At 32.0% G+C, this 14,224-nt stretch carries 17 protein-coding genes; 2 read left to right on the top strand and 15 right to left on the bottom strand.

The window, feature by feature from the left end; translation table 11 throughout:
• Positions 1-40: 40 nt before the first annotated feature.
• From T367_RS0119010 to T367_RS23180, 4 genes are all read right to left on the bottom strand, one after another.
• Positions 41-268: a hypothetical protein gene (locus T367_RS0119010; RefSeq protein WP_027421251.1), complete on the bottom strand. Its 228-nt coding sequence runs from the start codon at positions 266-268 to the stop codon at positions 41-43.
• A gap of 232 nt (positions 269-500) precedes the next feature.
• Positions 501-767, bottom strand: a complete 267-nt coding sequence (locus T367_RS0119005; RefSeq protein WP_245593079.1) for a type II toxin-antitoxin system RelE/ParE family toxin — start codon at positions 765-767, stop codon at positions 501-503.
• 29 nt (positions 768-796) lie between these two features.
• Positions 797-1,039 (bottom strand): hypothetical protein, encoded by a 243-nt coding sequence (locus tag T367_RS0119000; RefSeq protein ID WP_027421249.1) that lies wholly within the window; start codon positions 1,037-1,039, stop codon positions 797-799.
• 470 nt (positions 1,040-1,509) lie between these two features.
• Positions 1,510-2,052 (bottom strand): SRPBCC family protein, encoded by a 543-nt coding sequence (locus tag T367_RS23180; RefSeq protein WP_157454317.1) that lies wholly within the window; start codon positions 2,050-2,052, stop codon positions 1,510-1,512.
• Positions 2,053-2,255: 203 nt separating this feature from the next.
• Here T367_RS23180 and T367_RS0118990 point away from each other — a divergent pair, with 203 nt between their 5' ends.
• Both T367_RS0118990 and T367_RS0118985 read left to right on the top strand, forming a co-directional pair.
• Positions 2,256-3,077 carry a hypothetical protein gene (locus T367_RS0118990; RefSeq protein ID WP_027421248.1) on the top strand — a complete coding sequence of 274 codons (822 nt, stop codon included), beginning with the start codon at positions 2,256-2,258 and terminating at the stop codon, positions 3,075-3,077.
• 28 nt (positions 3,078-3,105) lie between these two features.
• Positions 3,106-3,603: a hypothetical protein gene (locus T367_RS0118985; RefSeq protein ID WP_027421247.1), complete on the top strand. Its 498-nt coding sequence runs from the start codon at positions 3,106-3,108 to the stop codon at positions 3,601-3,603.
• Positions 3,604-3,661: 58 nt separating this feature from the next.
• On the opposite strand, the gene T367_RS0118980 is transcribed toward T367_RS0118985, so the two are convergent.
• The 11 genes from T367_RS0118980 to T367_RS0118930 all read right to left on the bottom strand — a co-directional run bounded on the left by T367_RS0118980 (position 3,662) and on the right by T367_RS0118930 (position 14,096).
• Positions 3,662-4,399 (bottom strand): hypothetical protein, encoded by a 738-nt coding sequence (locus tag T367_RS0118980; protein ID WP_027421246.1) that lies wholly within the window; start codon positions 4,397-4,399, stop codon positions 3,662-3,664.
• Positions 4,400-4,502: 103 nt separating this feature from the next.
• Positions 4,503-5,258 carry a hypothetical protein gene (locus tag T367_RS0118975; RefSeq protein ID WP_027421245.1) on the bottom strand — a complete coding sequence of 252 codons (756 nt, stop codon included), beginning with the start codon at positions 5,256-5,258 and terminating at the stop codon, positions 4,503-4,505.
• Between the two features lie 385 nt (positions 5,259-5,643).
• On the bottom strand, positions 5,644-6,477 hold the full coding sequence (locus T367_RS0118970; protein ID WP_027421244.1) for a hypothetical protein: 834 nt from the start codon (positions 6,475-6,477) through the stop codon (positions 5,644-5,646).
• A complete protein-coding gene (locus tag T367_RS0118965; RefSeq protein WP_027421243.1) occupies positions 6,477-6,965 on the bottom strand; it encodes a glycine-rich domain-containing protein in 489 nt (162 codons plus the stop codon). Before T367_RS0118965 ends, T367_RS0118970 begins: the two co-directional genes overlap by 1 nt.
• A gap of 81 nt (positions 6,966-7,046) precedes the next feature.
• Positions 7,047-7,580: a hypothetical protein gene (locus T367_RS0118960; RefSeq protein ID WP_027421242.1), complete on the bottom strand. Its 534-nt coding sequence runs from the start codon at positions 7,578-7,580 to the stop codon at positions 7,047-7,049.
• Between the two features lie 325 nt (positions 7,581-7,905).
• Positions 7,906-9,153 (bottom strand): beta-ketoacyl-ACP synthase II, encoded by a 1,248-nt coding sequence (gene fabF / locus T367_RS0118955; RefSeq protein ID WP_027421241.1) that lies wholly within the window; start codon positions 9,151-9,153, stop codon positions 7,906-7,908.
• A gap of 52 nt (positions 9,154-9,205) precedes the next feature.
• Positions 9,206-9,796, bottom strand: coding sequence for a TetR/AcrR family transcriptional regulator (locus tag T367_RS0118950; RefSeq protein ID WP_035846203.1), 591 nt, complete (start codon positions 9,794-9,796; stop codon positions 9,206-9,208).
• Between the two features lie 250 nt (positions 9,797-10,046).
• Positions 10,047-10,469: a hypothetical protein gene (locus T367_RS0118945; RefSeq protein WP_157454316.1), complete on the bottom strand. Its 423-nt coding sequence runs from the start codon at positions 10,467-10,469 to the stop codon at positions 10,047-10,049.
• A gap of 109 nt (positions 10,470-10,578) precedes the next feature.
• Positions 10,579-11,160, bottom strand: coding sequence for a hypothetical protein (locus tag T367_RS0118940; protein WP_027421238.1), 582 nt, complete (start codon positions 11,158-11,160; stop codon positions 10,579-10,581).
• Positions 11,161-11,348: 188 nt separating this feature from the next.
• Positions 11,349-12,353, bottom strand: a complete 1,005-nt coding sequence (locus T367_RS0118935; RefSeq protein WP_027421237.1) for a sensor histidine kinase — start codon at positions 12,351-12,353, stop codon at positions 11,349-11,351.
• Between the two features lie 195 nt (positions 12,354-12,548).
• Positions 12,549-14,096, bottom strand: a complete 1,548-nt coding sequence (locus T367_RS0118930) for a nuclear transport factor 2 family protein (RefSeq protein ID WP_027421236.1) — start codon at positions 14,094-14,096, stop codon at positions 12,549-12,551.
• Positions 14,097-14,224 lie beyond the last annotated feature (128 nt).

Raw genomic sequence — 14,224 nt, 5'->3', positions numbered from 1 at the left:
TTCGATATAAATCCTTATAAACCTTAATGTTCAAGAAATATCAACTCAATTCACAAGGCGTCAATGCAACGACAACGTCATTTACCGTATCTTCAATTATAAGCGCCTCACAATCACTTTTAAACTGCTCAACTTTACTACCACTTGATTTCAAATAATCTGTTGAGAGAATGTCCCCGTATGAATTTTTACAAGTGCAAGTTGCATCCTTTATGCAAGAGGTTGTTGATAGAGCAATAATGATTAGTGGGAACAATAATTTTTTCATAATTTATTTTTATTAAATAAGTGCATTCAAGTTAGGTACTCGGGTACTTTGTTTCTCAAATATAGTATTCCTTGTTAAATATTAGTAATCTACTGAGCATTAACAGTGAAAAGGCTTTGAAGATATTAATATTTAGGGTTAAGTTAGACTACCAAGTGAAAGGATTTACTTAGTCGAATTTCATGGCGCGCGGTAGCAGAGAGTGTACAATGGTTACTTTTTTATAGTAACCTTATTTTTTGTTATCTAAAATTTTTAAAAGCTCTTTAGGATTTTGTCTATTATCCCAAAACGCTGTTATTGTAATTTCTTCGTCATTGAATTTATAGTAAATGCTAAAATTCCCAAGAGATGCAACGCTTGTATCTTTAAAATCAGTCGCTTTGAAAATTAATGGTTGTTGGGCTATTTGTTTCGTTCTGTCCGAAACTAATTTTACAAGTTTTTTTGAGTATGTATTGGACTTATTTTTATTTACCCAATACTTTAAAATTCCCACGAATTGGATGTCGGCTGTTCGAGTCCAAATTACATTGCGTTTAGCCATTCCAGATTTCTTTTATCCATAGCTTCTTGAGAAATCAGTTTTCCTGTTTTAATATCTTGTTCGCTCATTTCCAGCATACTTTTTTGCTCTTTAGTCAAATTAATAATGTCAGATTCCGAAGAACTTGAAGTAATTAGTTTGTCAAGAGCGACTAAAAAATCTTTATTTTTAATCGATAGTATTTTGTCTATTAAACCGTTCCGTATATTATCTACCGTTGCCATATTACTTAAATTTAAGTTCTAAATATCTGAAAAATTGCTGGTTTTTCCTAATGTTGCCCAACGTTTGGGACTAAGTACATCGTGAGGTACTACCGAGATTATGTTCTCGAAGTTAAGATTACTGAATTGGTGACGCCATATGGAAAATAATATCTTTTTGCTGCTGCTTATTTGGTCCTCGATTATAGGATAGTTTACACCGACAATTAAATCTTTTTCAGTGTTAATTCCCCAGTAAGTCGTTAAAGTTTAACATTAGTAATCTACTGAAAATTAGCAAAAAAAGGCTTTACCAAAGTTAGTATTTAAGATACAGTTATAAAACCACACGATAGAATCGTGCGGAATCGGGACTTGCGGTAGCGGGAATGGAACTGGTTTTGGGAAAATATTTTAGGACTTTTTAAGACCACTACAACAAACAGCGTACAGAAATCACTTTCTGCACGCTTTAAAAGGTTTGGCGAAGATTAATTATTCTCCTTTTCTATTAATTCTTTTAATCTTTCTAATCCTAATTTATTCGTTTCTACCATTTTCTTTTTCACGCCAAATAGTTTTGTCATAAAATATGAAAAACGACTGAAATGTAAGTTGAAATGTTGTGCAAGAATTATTGATCCATCTTTTTCAATAATATCATACTCAAAAACGGGATGCCCTACAAATGGTATTTCCATGGTACAGTCGAATTTTATATAGTCGTTTCTTTTTAACGAAGAGAGCGTTTGAAAGCCTTTACTTTTTTCATCAACACCTTCCCAATGGAATGTTGAACCTACTTCGCCATTATTCCCAGTAACACTATTTTTTTGATTTGGGTCGGTAACTAAAAAAGGTGACCATTCTGGATAGCGCTCAAGGTTTTTGAGCAAGTTATAAACTTCAGATTTTGTTGCATTGATTTCAATTTCTGTTGTAATTGAAATGCTCTTTTCTTGTGTAAAAGCTGAAAAATTTGCAAAAACCATAATTGGTATGATCAGCAATTTGAATTGGTTGTTCGTTGTCATAATGAGATATTTTATTGTTTATACCTCTATTACGATTGACATTTTCTTAATAGGACAGATTTATTACAATTTTTTCGAATGTTGTATTATAGTTATAAAAATATAAGTTTTACTGTTGAATATGGGGAATTTATAGTGTATTAAAGTTTAAAAAAATTATATAATTTTTATATCTTGCCGGCTTAATTCAAAACTGAAAAAATATGTTTAAATCTCTGTGCTTATTGTTTTTATCAGTTTTAACAATTACTGTCGGTTATTCCCAAAAGGAACGTTTTTTACAATTTTATGGCACCCCTTTTATCAACTCGTTTCAAGATCCCAACACTGAGTTTATTCAAAAATCTAGTCCACAAACTTTAGCGAATTACACAAAAACAAAGTCAGGTGAAGTTGGTTTAATTTACCGGAGGAAATTTGAGAACAACCTCAGTTGGGGAATAGGCATTGGTATTCGATTTGATAATTATTCGGTTGATTTCGCCGTGATTGATATTTACATTGATGATGATATTGAGAGAAGTGAAGGACTAGATGCTTATTTTATTAATTTATATATTCGTAAATCGAATCTAAGACTCCAATTGGCTTACGACTTCACAGAAAGATTAGGCGTTGGACTAAATTTAAACACTTATTTCTCGACTATTTCAACCCCAAATATGAATTATGCTGTAAGAAGCAGCCGCGGAAGTAGTACTTTGCATATCAGAGGGGATTCGTCCTGGCGAACAACTAATTATGGTTATAGTGTAGATCTAAGAATATTAGGAGACAATATTTCTTTGGTTCCTGAATTGTTTGTTAATGCTGAATTAATTAAAGGACTAAATCTCGTTTGTGGCGTTAAATTAGCGTTTTGGGGCAAGAATAAGCGGTATTTTGAAATCGAATCAGAAGGTGTTTTTCATCCAGGGACAACTGGTAAGTCGAGAGAATTATTGCATGAATCAGCGATTACTGCGCGAGACCTCAGTTATTTTTTAGGGTTTACTTATGATTTGCAAATATTTAAAAGAAAATAGCGTTTTACGTTGAAGTTATAATTTAGGAATGAAATTCATTATCACCTTATTTTCACTTCTATTACTAGCATTTGTATCTAAAGGTCAAGAAGGATATAGCACCTATTTTTATCCAGATTCGGTAAAAATAAATAATGAAATTATCGCCGTTGACTCAACAGAATATATAATAGATTCGAATGGGAAAAGTCGCTTTACGATCTGGGAAAATGGTAAAAATAAATTATCCGTTCTTTTTAAAGTACACACTTCAGATAAAAGAATAAAAATTAAGTCAAGAGTTGAGGAATTTAAAAAGGGTAGATGGAGAAAATCTAGCTTAAAAATAGATTATTATCATGATTTAATTCCCTCAGGTTTGACCCGTTGGTCCACCAACTACAAATTATTTTATTTCGATAAAGGTAGAGCAGAATCTGGTCTTAGTATTAATAGGCAATTTGAAAATGAAGTGGGAGAAATTATCGAGATTACTGGTTACGTCAAGATATATTGGTACAATATTAGAAAAGAAAACGATTTGTAACAAAATTTTTCCTTGGCGCGGCTTGACTTAAATAACTTCTTTTTTCGAAAGGAAGTCTTCAGTAATTAAAAATATTATACCGCATTCCAATTTGATAAATATGCATACTTTTACCAAAAGAAGTATTCGCTTTTTCCGTTGGATTAACAGTACTGCGGTACTCCCCGTATTGAACAGCATAATCCTGTTCGCTATAAAAAAAAGTATAGGCTAAATAAAGGCCTAAATTATTTTTAAAATCATAGGCCAATTCTCCTCCCAAAGAAAGCCCCGAAAAAGTATTTCTTGTAAATTCTGTAGAGGAATAAACGGACCTACTGCTTGATGATACAAGCACACCATCAACAGTACTACTAAAACTTGATGACGACCTCTGTTTAAATGGCATACTAGTGCCAACGGGTTGATCTAAAAAACTATATGAATAGCCTATAAATGGAATAATCTTAAAGGATTTTGGCAAATTAACTTCATATTTTAATTTTAGACCAAAATTTCTAGCCTCTACCGTATAACGGCTAACTTTGATACCGTGCACCTTAAGATGGTCGTTGCGGAGCGAATGCATACCAAAACTGATATCAATGAAAGTATTTTTAATCAGTTCTGCACTTAAACTTATTCCTGTTGGTGCATTTGAAAATAATGTTGCAGTCTCAAAACCTGTTCCTTCAATTTGAGTGACATGCGTTTTAATGGAACTAACACCTGAAAAGAAGTTTAAATAAATCTTTTTTTCTTGTGCTATACCTTGCAAAGCAGATGCTAAAAAAATTACACTTACTAAATATTTCATGATTGTTATTTTGAGGTTTGGGTTTCCATATTTCCATAATCTGCTATGGATAATAAATTAAGTGTCTGTTTATTGGGTAAAAAGCGTTTTAATCTCATTTTTATTATTCTAATTTGCTTTTGTCAGCTTTGTCAAATTGTACAATTGAATGAACTAGGTTGGGAGCATCACTTACGACAAGGTTATAATTAATTAAGTTTTCTAAAGGCGTTATCAAATTACTGTAATCATTTTCATTAAAACCAAGATATTCAAACCTTTGAAAGACATAGATATAGGAATGTTTTGTTTTTTTAATTTTTATAAAAGAAATTTGATCCTTAGTATTCTGCTTAATTGTTCTAAGCTCAAGAATCAACTCATCTTGACTTAATGAAATAACTTTAGAAATAGCTTCGGTGTCAGCCTCCATTCGATAATGGTTAACGGAACTATCTGTTAACGAAAATCTCCAGTCGATGCCGTTAATTGGATTATAGGCTACAAATTCATTGTCTAAACTATAAATTGATATCCAGTCTCTTGGAAATTGCTTTAAATCGACCGTCGTTGCATCAAATGTTTCAGAAATTTCCTTGAAGTAATATTCCACTGCTTGGTTGTCAAATTTGTTTGGTTTCCAATCAATTATTTCTTTGTAATATTTTGAGCTTTTCGTTGTGTCGATAAATAATTGGTGCCGAGAAGAGTCAACAAATTCGGGCGCATTATACTCTAATACAGTATCGATAACATTCAACTTCTCTTCTATCATCTCTGGTTCTTGTACTAATAATCCAACGTCAGCCGTCTCTTGCTTTTTATTGACTGAGCAAGAGATTAAAAACATCACCATTGTAATTTGTAAAAATATCTTCATAATGATTTACGGCTGCCGAAGATCAAATATCTATCAACTTATTTTAATTTATAAATATTCAATAAGTGGCAAGCAGCGTTCAAGTTAGGTATTCGGGTTGATGCTCAAATATAAGTTTTACTGTTGAAATTTGGTAAGTTGTTGGGCATTAATATTTAGGAATAATTTAGAATGGGCTATTATGGTTCAAGTATAACACTACGAGATAGTCGCGACAGGAATCAAGAAGTGCGGTAGCGGGTATGTGACTGGAATTTGAGGCAAAATTGTTCTTCTTTTATATCAGTTGAGCCGCCTCAATGCAACTATTCCAGAGCGGGGGATATTTTATGTTTAACGAATTAAGGCATCGGTAAAAGACATTATTGTTATAAAGTTTTATACTTTAATCACAACCGCCGCATCCACCGCAACTACTGCATCCGGTATTACATGAAGAACATCCAGCAGCATCATAATCTGATTCAAAAGAATTAATGGTACTATCAAAATCGTCAAAATAAAAGTCAAATGATTCGTTGTTATCATAAAAATCAAAGTAATACCACCAATCATTTGTGGTATCATATGATTCAGAATAATTCGATTTTTGTTCGTCCAGTAATAGTTTATCAATTTTCTTCAAAAGAGCAAAATCCAAGTTATTAAGAAGAAAAATATTCCCTCCTAAACTAAGTAAAAGTTCTAGTGCTTTTTTCTTATCGCCTTTCAATAAGTTATTTATGTTTTGATCAATAGGTTTAAGATATTTTAGAATTTCAACTTTTGTTTGATTCCCTTTTGCAGTCATAGAGATGCCTCCAAATAACTGCTGTAAAATATTAACCTTTAATAGGCCTTTTAAATTTATAGAATTTAAAACAGTACTTTTGAAAGACTTACTACTACCTGAATTTTCATAAACCACCTTTATAAGATGCTTAAATAATATTTTAATTGAAGTACTTTTTTGATATGGAGAAAGAAATACTAGTTCATGTCCTTTCGGTTTATATTTTATAAAATTCCTTCCTTTTACAACGTAATTGTATGATTTAATTACTTGAACTTTTTTTGCATACTTGTCTCTTGCTAGTACTTTTTTATTCTCCACCTTTATTTCTATAACTCTTTTCAGTAGCAAATCCATAAAAGTGAATTTCAACATGTCCTTATACCTGCAAGTTGAATCAATTAAAAGCATTGTTTCTGCAGGGCTTAATTTTGATAGTATTTCCATTAGTTAAACTTAATTTTTGGAATGATCCAATTTCTATGTCGATTCACCCTTGAAAAGTTAATTTCTGATATCCTTTTTTGAGGGGTTGGCCAAATGTCAATTGGAGGCTTCTCTTTAAATTTCTGAATGTAATATGTCAATGTTGTTGCGTATTGATCTTTAAAGAAACCTCGCTCTTCCCATCCTTTTGTTGGGCCATGATGTATTTCTGTATTTAATAACTCTTTGCAAAATTCTTTCCAGTATGATTGCGTATAAAGCAGGTGGAGATGCCAAACTTGGTCTACTTGGTCTGAAGGGGTTTGAGCACTATCAGAAATACATATAAGAAAGATAAATTTCTTATACTCAATTATAGTCCTGAGCGCATATTCCATTCTCCAGTCGTTCTCTCGACAAAGTCTATCTGTGAATGTAAAAGAAGAATCTGGATCATCAATATTGAAATTCAATATCTTATTCCATAATATTTTTTCTTCTTCATTCATTATTTTACTTTTTTAGAAATAACGCCAATAAGAAACACGTAAAAACGGTTAGGTTGGAAGGTTTATGTGTTTTATTAAGTGTTATAGAGATTTCATTCCTTTCAAAGCATAATTTGTTATTTGTTTCGATTTCAATATGAATAACAATCCAATTATAAACCTTACAAAGTCACCGATTATATTACCGATTAAATGCGAATTACTGTCTTCACTATGCCAATTGATAATCGTAATAATATCAGTAGTCGCGGTTGGGATATTGTATAATGTTCTGTCACAATAAATAATACCAATTGTAGAAATAATGATTCTCATAATTGACTTTCCTGTTAAATCAATGGTTAGATCAACTTCTGTTTTCGTAATTTTATTAGCTATCCAATCAGCTTTGAGTATTAAAACAAGTGCTAATACAAGGTTCGCAAAAGCTAGAATTGTTCCCGATATAAAAAATTTGTCGAATGCATCTGACATGCCATATGTTTTGTCCATTAATGACCATGAGGCGGTTAAATAAATTGAAAGAAAATATGCCCCGAAGAAATCGAATATTTTAACGAATAGTGTAAATCCAGCTAATCGTACGATGAGTGATGTTAGTGTTTTATTATTCATTCTCTAAACAACCGCATATCAAACATTTGAGTGATACGCCTTTTCTATAAATTCATTTTAATATTCGCTTGTAAATATTGGTTAGTCGCTAAAAGGAATTCAAGTTAGGTATTCGGGTTGATGCTCAAATATAAGTTTTACTGTTGAAATTTGGTAAGTTGTTGGGCATTAATATTTAGGAATAATTTAGAATGGGCTATTATGGTTCAAGGATAAAACTACGAGATAGTCGCGACAGGAATCAAGAAGTGCGGTAGCGGGTATGTGACTGGAATTTGAGGTGTAGCGGTAAAGGATTAAAAATCATCCCACCTTTTACTGATTATTAGTCAACATATTTTTTCATTATCAAAGCAGCACAATGACCTCCAAATCCAAAACTATTACTTAACGCATAATCCACTTTTTTTGTTGATTTTTTTCCTAACGATAGATTCCAATCTTCAGCTATATTTTCATCAATTTCACTCGTATTAATTGTTGGTGGAATTAAATCTGTCTGAACCGATAAACAAGTTGATATTGCTTCTATAGCACCTGTTCCTCCCAATAAATGACCTGTCATAGATTTGGAGGCACTAATTTGTACCTTATGGGTATTTGATTTCCACAACTTTTCGATTGCTTTAATCTCCGATAAATCACCCAAACCAGTAGATGTCGCATGTGCATTTATATAATCAATTTCATTTGGTGTAATATTGGCTTCCTCAATTCCCATTTGCATTGCTAAATATGCTCCTAGTCCTTCAGGGTGCGTACCTGTAATATGATAGGCATCTGAACTTTCACCACCGCCTACAATTTCCGCATAAATTTTTGCATCTCTTTTTAATGCTGAGTCTAAACTTTCAATAATTAATGCTCCAGCTCCTTCTCCAACAACAAAACCATCTCTATTTTTATCAAATGGTTTTGAAGCTGAACTATAATTTTCGTTATCTGTTGACATTGCTTTCATTGCATTAAATCCGCCAATAGATGATGCTGTAATAGGTGCTTCTGAACCTCCAGCAATAATTATATCTGCTTTACCTAACCTGATGTAATTAAATGATTGAATTATACTTTGCGTTGATGATGCACAAGCAGTAACAGGACAATAATTAACTCCTCTTAACCCGTGTTTAATCGAAATAAGCCCTGATAAACCATTCGAAATTATTTTAGGTATAAAAAAGGGGTTAAATCGTGGATTAAAATTACCCTCAGTATACTCAATTATTTCCTTTTCAAAAGTTTCAAACCCTCCAATACCACTTGAGAATATTACACCTATTCTATTCGGCTCTAATTTCGAAAAATCTAATCTAGCATCTTTGATTGCTTCTTCTGTTGCAATTAATCCATATTGGCTAAATCTATCCAGTTTTCGAGCCTCCTTGCGGTCAAAATAGTCTAATGGGTCATATGCTTTAATTTCACAGGCAAATTGAGTTTTGAATTTACTTGCATCAAATCGTGTTATTTTGTTTACCCCCGAAATTCCTTTCAATAAGTTATCCCAGTAGTGTGTTACATTTTTTCCAATAGGTGTAATCGCTCCTAATCCTGTTATTACTACTCTTTTCATATTTTTTTACATTTCGAGATATACCGTTCGGTATATCAAAATTTAAATTTTTTTACTCGCGTTTTAATTGAAGAATTTCTGCTTCTAGATAATCTATGTTATTTAATAAAATCTCTGGAATATTTAATGTTTTGGCCAATAGAATGCTCCCCTCAATCATCGCAATTATTCTATATGACTGTTGTGTGACATCAATCTTTTTAATTTCGTTTTTGCTGATACCTTCTGTTAATATTTCAACAATTTTTTGATGCCAATTGTGAATCGTTTTGATAACTTCTTTATTAAGTAAATCGTTTCCATCGTCAGCATCTACAGCGGTATTCAATATAGCACACCCCCCGTTTTTAAAGATCGGTTTGAACGATGTACGGTAATGATTTAAGAAAGCAATTAACTTGTCAATTGCATTATTTTCTTGTTCAATCTTGTTCAAAATTTGTTTCGTCTGAAATTTATAGTTGTATTTAAAAGCTTCTAATGCGACTTCATTTTTATCTTTAAAATTGCCATAAATACTCCCTTTTGTTAATCCAGTAGCAATGGTCAAATCTGACAAATAAGTCCCCGTATATCCCTTTTTATTGAATATGCGAGCCGTTTTTTCAATTATTAATTGTCTAGTTTTATCTGACCTTACCATTTGACAAATATACTCTACGGTATATGAACTTGCAAGTTTTAATTATTTTTTTTTGAAGATTTCTTATTCCTCTTTGAGTAACATTAAGAGGGATGTAATATAACCGTGAGATAGAATCTCACGTCAGCGGCTATGTGACTGGAATTTGAGGTGAAGCTATATTAAATTCGAAATAGCGTGAATGTATCTTTAATTTGCGAAGTAAGTTTAAGCGTATAAGTTCCTAATTTTTAATAAAAAATTATTGCACCTAGTTAATCATAATTAATTCGACTTCAATCTTCCTTCTCAAATTATTTTTTAAGTCAATTTTTATCTCTCTAAATTCAATTTGCTCTTTATTATTCTCATTAAATTCCGCAATATATTCTTCCGATTGAACAGCAAGAAATTCAGAGAAATGATTGATACCAACAGAGAATTTTAAATTCAATATAGAATCTGAGTTATCTGTCGTTTGAAAATAAGTAAATTGTTGCGGACTGCTCAATCCTTTATAATAACCGAGCGTATCGTTATTATTATTATTAAAAATATAGCAATATAATTCTTGAGGTCGCTGACGGAGAAAAAATTCATCATCCGAAAATTGAGATCTATTAAGTGTATCATGCCATAATAATGTATATTCCCCATTTTCTGATTCAGGAATGATTTCAATTTCGATTTTCATCCGGTCAATTTTTAGCGCTTCAGGTTTTTCTGAACAACTAAAAAACACCGCTAAAATCAGTATGTATATTGTTTTTATCAATGCGACTAATCTTTTTAAAAGGAAGCTATTATTGGTTCGCTTGTTTTAATTGCTTTTTCTTCCTTTTCCACTTTCTATTATCAATTGTAGTTTTCACAACTTTGGCTCGACTCTCAGACTTAAGGAATTGTTTATGCTCAACGAAACTTCTTCCACCAACTCTATATCTTGTTGGATTATCTGCAACCAGCGGTACATGTAAAATCATATTCCATTCACCTATTATTAATTTGTTTAAATTAAGCGCGGTTATCCATTGAGACGCAATAAAAGAACCGGCTGGGGCTAGTTTATACCCTTTATATGAGTTGAAAGGACAACCTCCTGCAGCATTCAAATCAAGCTCTAAATTTCCAATTGTTAAGGAGCAGTGATTATAATAAAAACAGGTATTCGTTAGGTAACCCAACGTATCCCTAGAGATATTCTTAACCTGAAAATGAAGAAAACAACTTGTATCTACCCCCCATTTATGAATGGTTATTCGCTGTTCAATCGAATCGATCTTTAGTTCAAAAATTTTATTCACGTCTATTTTAGCACTGCTGTTCTGTGCAATCACTTTATCACTGATCATCCAAATACTATATATAAATAAAAGTCGAATCATTGTCGATTAGTTATGCTGTAAATACTTGAGCTAAAATTGCTCGCTCATGCCCTTTTAATTCTAATTATATCAGCTCATTTTAATGTTAACTGGTCACTAATCAGCATTCAACTTAGGTAATTAAGGACTCTCCCAAATATAAGTTTTACAGTAGAATATTAGTAAGATGTTGGGTAAGAAAAACCTTCTTAGTTAGCGATCCTAATTGTTGTTAAAGCGCCATTTTCATTAGAAAATTCAATTCTACCGTTTAATTGATCAATTAGCCCCGTAATAATAGACAATCCAAAAGATTCACTGTCTTCAATTGACTGTAACGAAGGATCAGTAAAGCCAACACCATTATCTGAATACTTAATGATTAAGTCATCTCCTTCAGTTAGAATATCAATTTGTATTTGTTTTGATTCGATATTATCGAAAGCATGCTTCAATGAATTATTAATCAACTCTGTAATAATTAATCCCAAGGGAATTAGAAAATCAATTTTCTTCTCCAATTCAACTGCATAAATCTTGTAAGTAACATCACTAATCCCCAAAATTGAACTTACAATTTGATTGAAATACTTTTTCATTGAGATATTGTCGAATCGATCTGATTTATAAATTGCATCATAAGCAATGGCTATCGAATTGATTGAATCTTCTATTTGAGCCGTTTCAATTTTTCCTTCCTTGTCCTTCAACCGCGATAAACTTAAAAGTAATTGCAAATTATTCTTCACGCGATGGTGAACTTCTTTCAACAATATATCTCGTTCCTCTATAATGCGTTTCAATTGCAATTCAGATTCTTTTTCTTCAGAAATATCAACATGACAACCTATTGCTCTTAATGGTTCTCCATTCTCTCCCCAGGCTACAACTTTACCATTACATCTTACCCATACGGTTTCTCCATTTTTATGATGGTACCGGATCGTAATACGAAATGGTATTTTACCTTTTGAAGCGATGTGTTTCTCTAATGATTCATACATTGCTGGTAAATCCTCTTTGAACGCAATTTTTTGCCAAGCTTCAGGACTACTCTCCATTTCATCTTCAGAATATCCAAACATTTCTTTGAAACGAGGACTTAGATACTCTTCATTTGTTACCATATCCCAATCCCAAAACCCAGCCAAAGAACTCTCTAAAGCACTATCACTTAACAACCTGAGATCTTCTGATGAATTGTATCTTTTCATGGAATTAATTTACAACTGAGTTATTGATTATATATGTAGTGCGAATAAATATAATTAATTTAAATTAAGCTTCTGTTAAATTAATCTCACAATTGTATAATTATAATCATTCTAAATATTGCTTTACATAAATGAAGGGCAAATTATGCATCTTAAGTTCAGTCCTAAAATCATAATTAATTACTTTAGATACGGTTATAATTGATTGGATATGATCGCAGGATCCCAATGCACTAGCGCTGCCATTATTTTTCCGTCTTCAGAAATTCTAAACTCCTCTACTCCACTATAAGTTAGTATTTTATCATTATAGGTTGTTGATTCTGATTTCCAATAAACCTTTACTGAACCTTCTTCAAATACTTTACTTTCAATGCGCATGTTCATCTTTTTGAAGAATCGTATAATTCCTTTAAAAAAGATGGCCAATTGCTGATGACCGACATATGGTCTACTTCCCAAAGGGTCTTCGATATAACCATTCTCTGTAAAGAGTTCAATCCATTTTTCCTGATCCAACGCGCTAATTAAATCAAAATAGGTATCAATTGCTTGATTAATTACTTCCCTATTCGCCGTGTGTTTTTCATCATCTTGCGGTTCGAAGCCCTCTTTTTCCATGATCAATTTTCCCGCAATATTTCCGTATTGAAAATTGGTTTTCATCGTCAAGTCATACTTTGCTTGATCTATTTCGCTAAAAATTGGCGCGACAAATTTCCCTACAAGCGAAGCGATATCATGACCGATTGAACCAAATGATTGCGAGCCAATTATGTTCGAGGTAAGCACATAATGTTGGAAGAAAAAATTCTTTAATGCCCGTTCTAAATTTGTAAATTGATTGATAACTGAAATCAAAACAGGATGGGTGTTCGGGTTTTCTATTACCTCCACCATCGTTTTGGTTTTATTATCAAGTTGTTTTAAGAAGTTTTGAAATAGTTTGATTGAAATGCCAAACAGACTATACGCCTGTTGTGATTGCCCTCCACTTGCCCCTCTCAGTGCAACCCTTAACGGATGATAATCGGATAAGACCATATGATTTAACAGTAGAATATGATCTGCCAAATAAAGTAGGATATCATAATTGGCCTTAAAATGATGTAAAATTGCTTGACTGTTTTCTTCAATATTTCGAAAATTAACTTCAAGTGATTTCAATTCATTAATCCCTAAATAAAACCAGCATTCAGAAATTTGATGCACAATCATGAATGTTTTGTCCTCACTATTAAAATAATCAGAACGATTCAGGTTTAAAACATTCATAATATTCGGATACTCTATTCCTTCAGCGCCATCATTATTTTCAACAGGAATGATCTGCAAATTAAAATGAATTCTGATCTCATTCATTTGCGCATCGAGTCCGATATTTATCTTGTTTGAAAGTTCAAAATACAGTGCTGTAAGGCGATCGATATCACCCGCATAATTTTGCTCTAATAATTTAAAATTTTCGATATTCTCAGAAGTACTACTTTTAAATCTTTTTCCTTCGATGCTAAAATCACAAGTCTTCAATAATTTTAACTGGGTTTTGATTCCTCGCAGTATATGTTCAATTTTCCCCGCATTTATTGGTGAATGATTGAGTATATCTCCTAATAAGTTTGCTGATAATTCAATTGACACTAACCCACAAATTAATAAATCTTCTTTTTGGTTATTATCCCCTTTTAAGAAATCGTTTAATGCTTCAAATTGGATATATAAATTATAGGGTATTTTTTTCATTTTTAATTTGTCAAATGGTCTTAATATATAACGCTTTTTTTTATTCAATTTTTAAATTCTGTCACGCATAAATTAGTTCCACGAATGCGTGAACCTGCTTATAGTTTAAAGAATTCAAGTTAGATGTT

The organism is Crocinitomix catalasitica ATCC 23190 (genome assembly GCF_000621625.1).
In the GTDB taxonomy this organism is placed as follows: domain Bacteria; phylum Bacteroidota; class Bacteroidia; order Flavobacteriales_D; family Crocinitomicaceae; genus Crocinitomix; species Crocinitomix catalasitica.
This window is presented reverse-complemented; position numbering and strand designations above follow the sequence as displayed.

Excerpts from the sequence above, each read along its gene's own strand:
- T367_RS0119010 (WP_027421251.1), bottom strand. The coding sequence starts at position 268 with ATGAAAAAATTATTGTTCCCACTAATCATTATTGCTCTATCAACAACC.
- T367_RS0119000 (WP_027421249.1), bottom strand. The coding sequence starts at position 1,039 with ATGGCAACGGTAGATAATATACGGAACGGTTTAATAGACAAAATACTA.
- T367_RS23180 (WP_157454317.1), bottom strand. The coding sequence starts at position 2,052 with ATGACAACGAACAACCAATTCAAATTGCTGATCATACCAATTATGGTT.
- T367_RS0118990 (WP_027421248.1), top strand. The coding sequence starts at position 2,256 with ATGTTTAAATCTCTGTGCTTATTGTTTTTATCAGTTTTAACAATTACT.
- T367_RS0118985 (WP_027421247.1), top strand. The coding sequence starts at position 3,106 with ATGAAATTCATTATCACCTTATTTTCACTTCTATTACTAGCATTTGTA.
- T367_RS0118980 (WP_027421246.1), bottom strand. The coding sequence starts at position 4,399 with ATGAAATATTTAGTAAGTGTAATTTTTTTAGCATCTGCTTTGCAAGGT.
- T367_RS0118975 (WP_027421245.1), bottom strand. The coding sequence starts at position 5,258 with ATGAAGATATTTTTACAAATTACAATGGTGATGTTTTTAATCTCTTGC.
- T367_RS0118970 (WP_027421244.1), bottom strand. The coding sequence starts at position 6,477 with ATGGAAATACTATCAAAATTAAGCCCTGCAGAAACAATGCTTTTAATT.
- T367_RS0118965 (WP_027421243.1), bottom strand. The coding sequence starts at position 6,965 with ATGAATGAAGAAGAAAAAATATTATGGAATAAGATATTGAATTTCAAT.
- T367_RS0118960 (WP_027421242.1), bottom strand. The coding sequence starts at position 7,580 with ATGAATAATAAAACACTAACATCACTCATCGTACGATTAGCTGGATTT.
- fabF (WP_027421241.1), bottom strand. The coding sequence starts at position 9,153 with ATGAAAAGAGTAGTAATAACAGGATTAGGAGCGATTACACCTATTGGA.
- T367_RS0118950 (WP_035846203.1), bottom strand. The coding sequence starts at position 9,796 with ATGGTAAGGTCAGATAAAACTAGACAATTAATAATTGAAAAAACGGCT.
- T367_RS0118945 (WP_157454316.1), bottom strand. The coding sequence starts at position 10,469 with ATGAAAATCGAAATTGAAATCATTCCTGAATCAGAAAATGGGGAATAT.
- T367_RS0118940 (WP_027421238.1), bottom strand. The coding sequence starts at position 11,160 with ATGATTCGACTTTTATTTATATATAGTATTTGGATGATCAGTGATAAA.
- T367_RS0118935 (WP_027421237.1), bottom strand. The coding sequence starts at position 12,353 with ATGAAAAGATACAATTCATCAGAAGATCTCAGGTTGTTAAGTGATAGT.
- T367_RS0118930 (WP_027421236.1), bottom strand. The coding sequence starts at position 14,096 with ATGAAAAAAATACCCTATAATTTATATATCCAATTTGAAGCATTAAAC.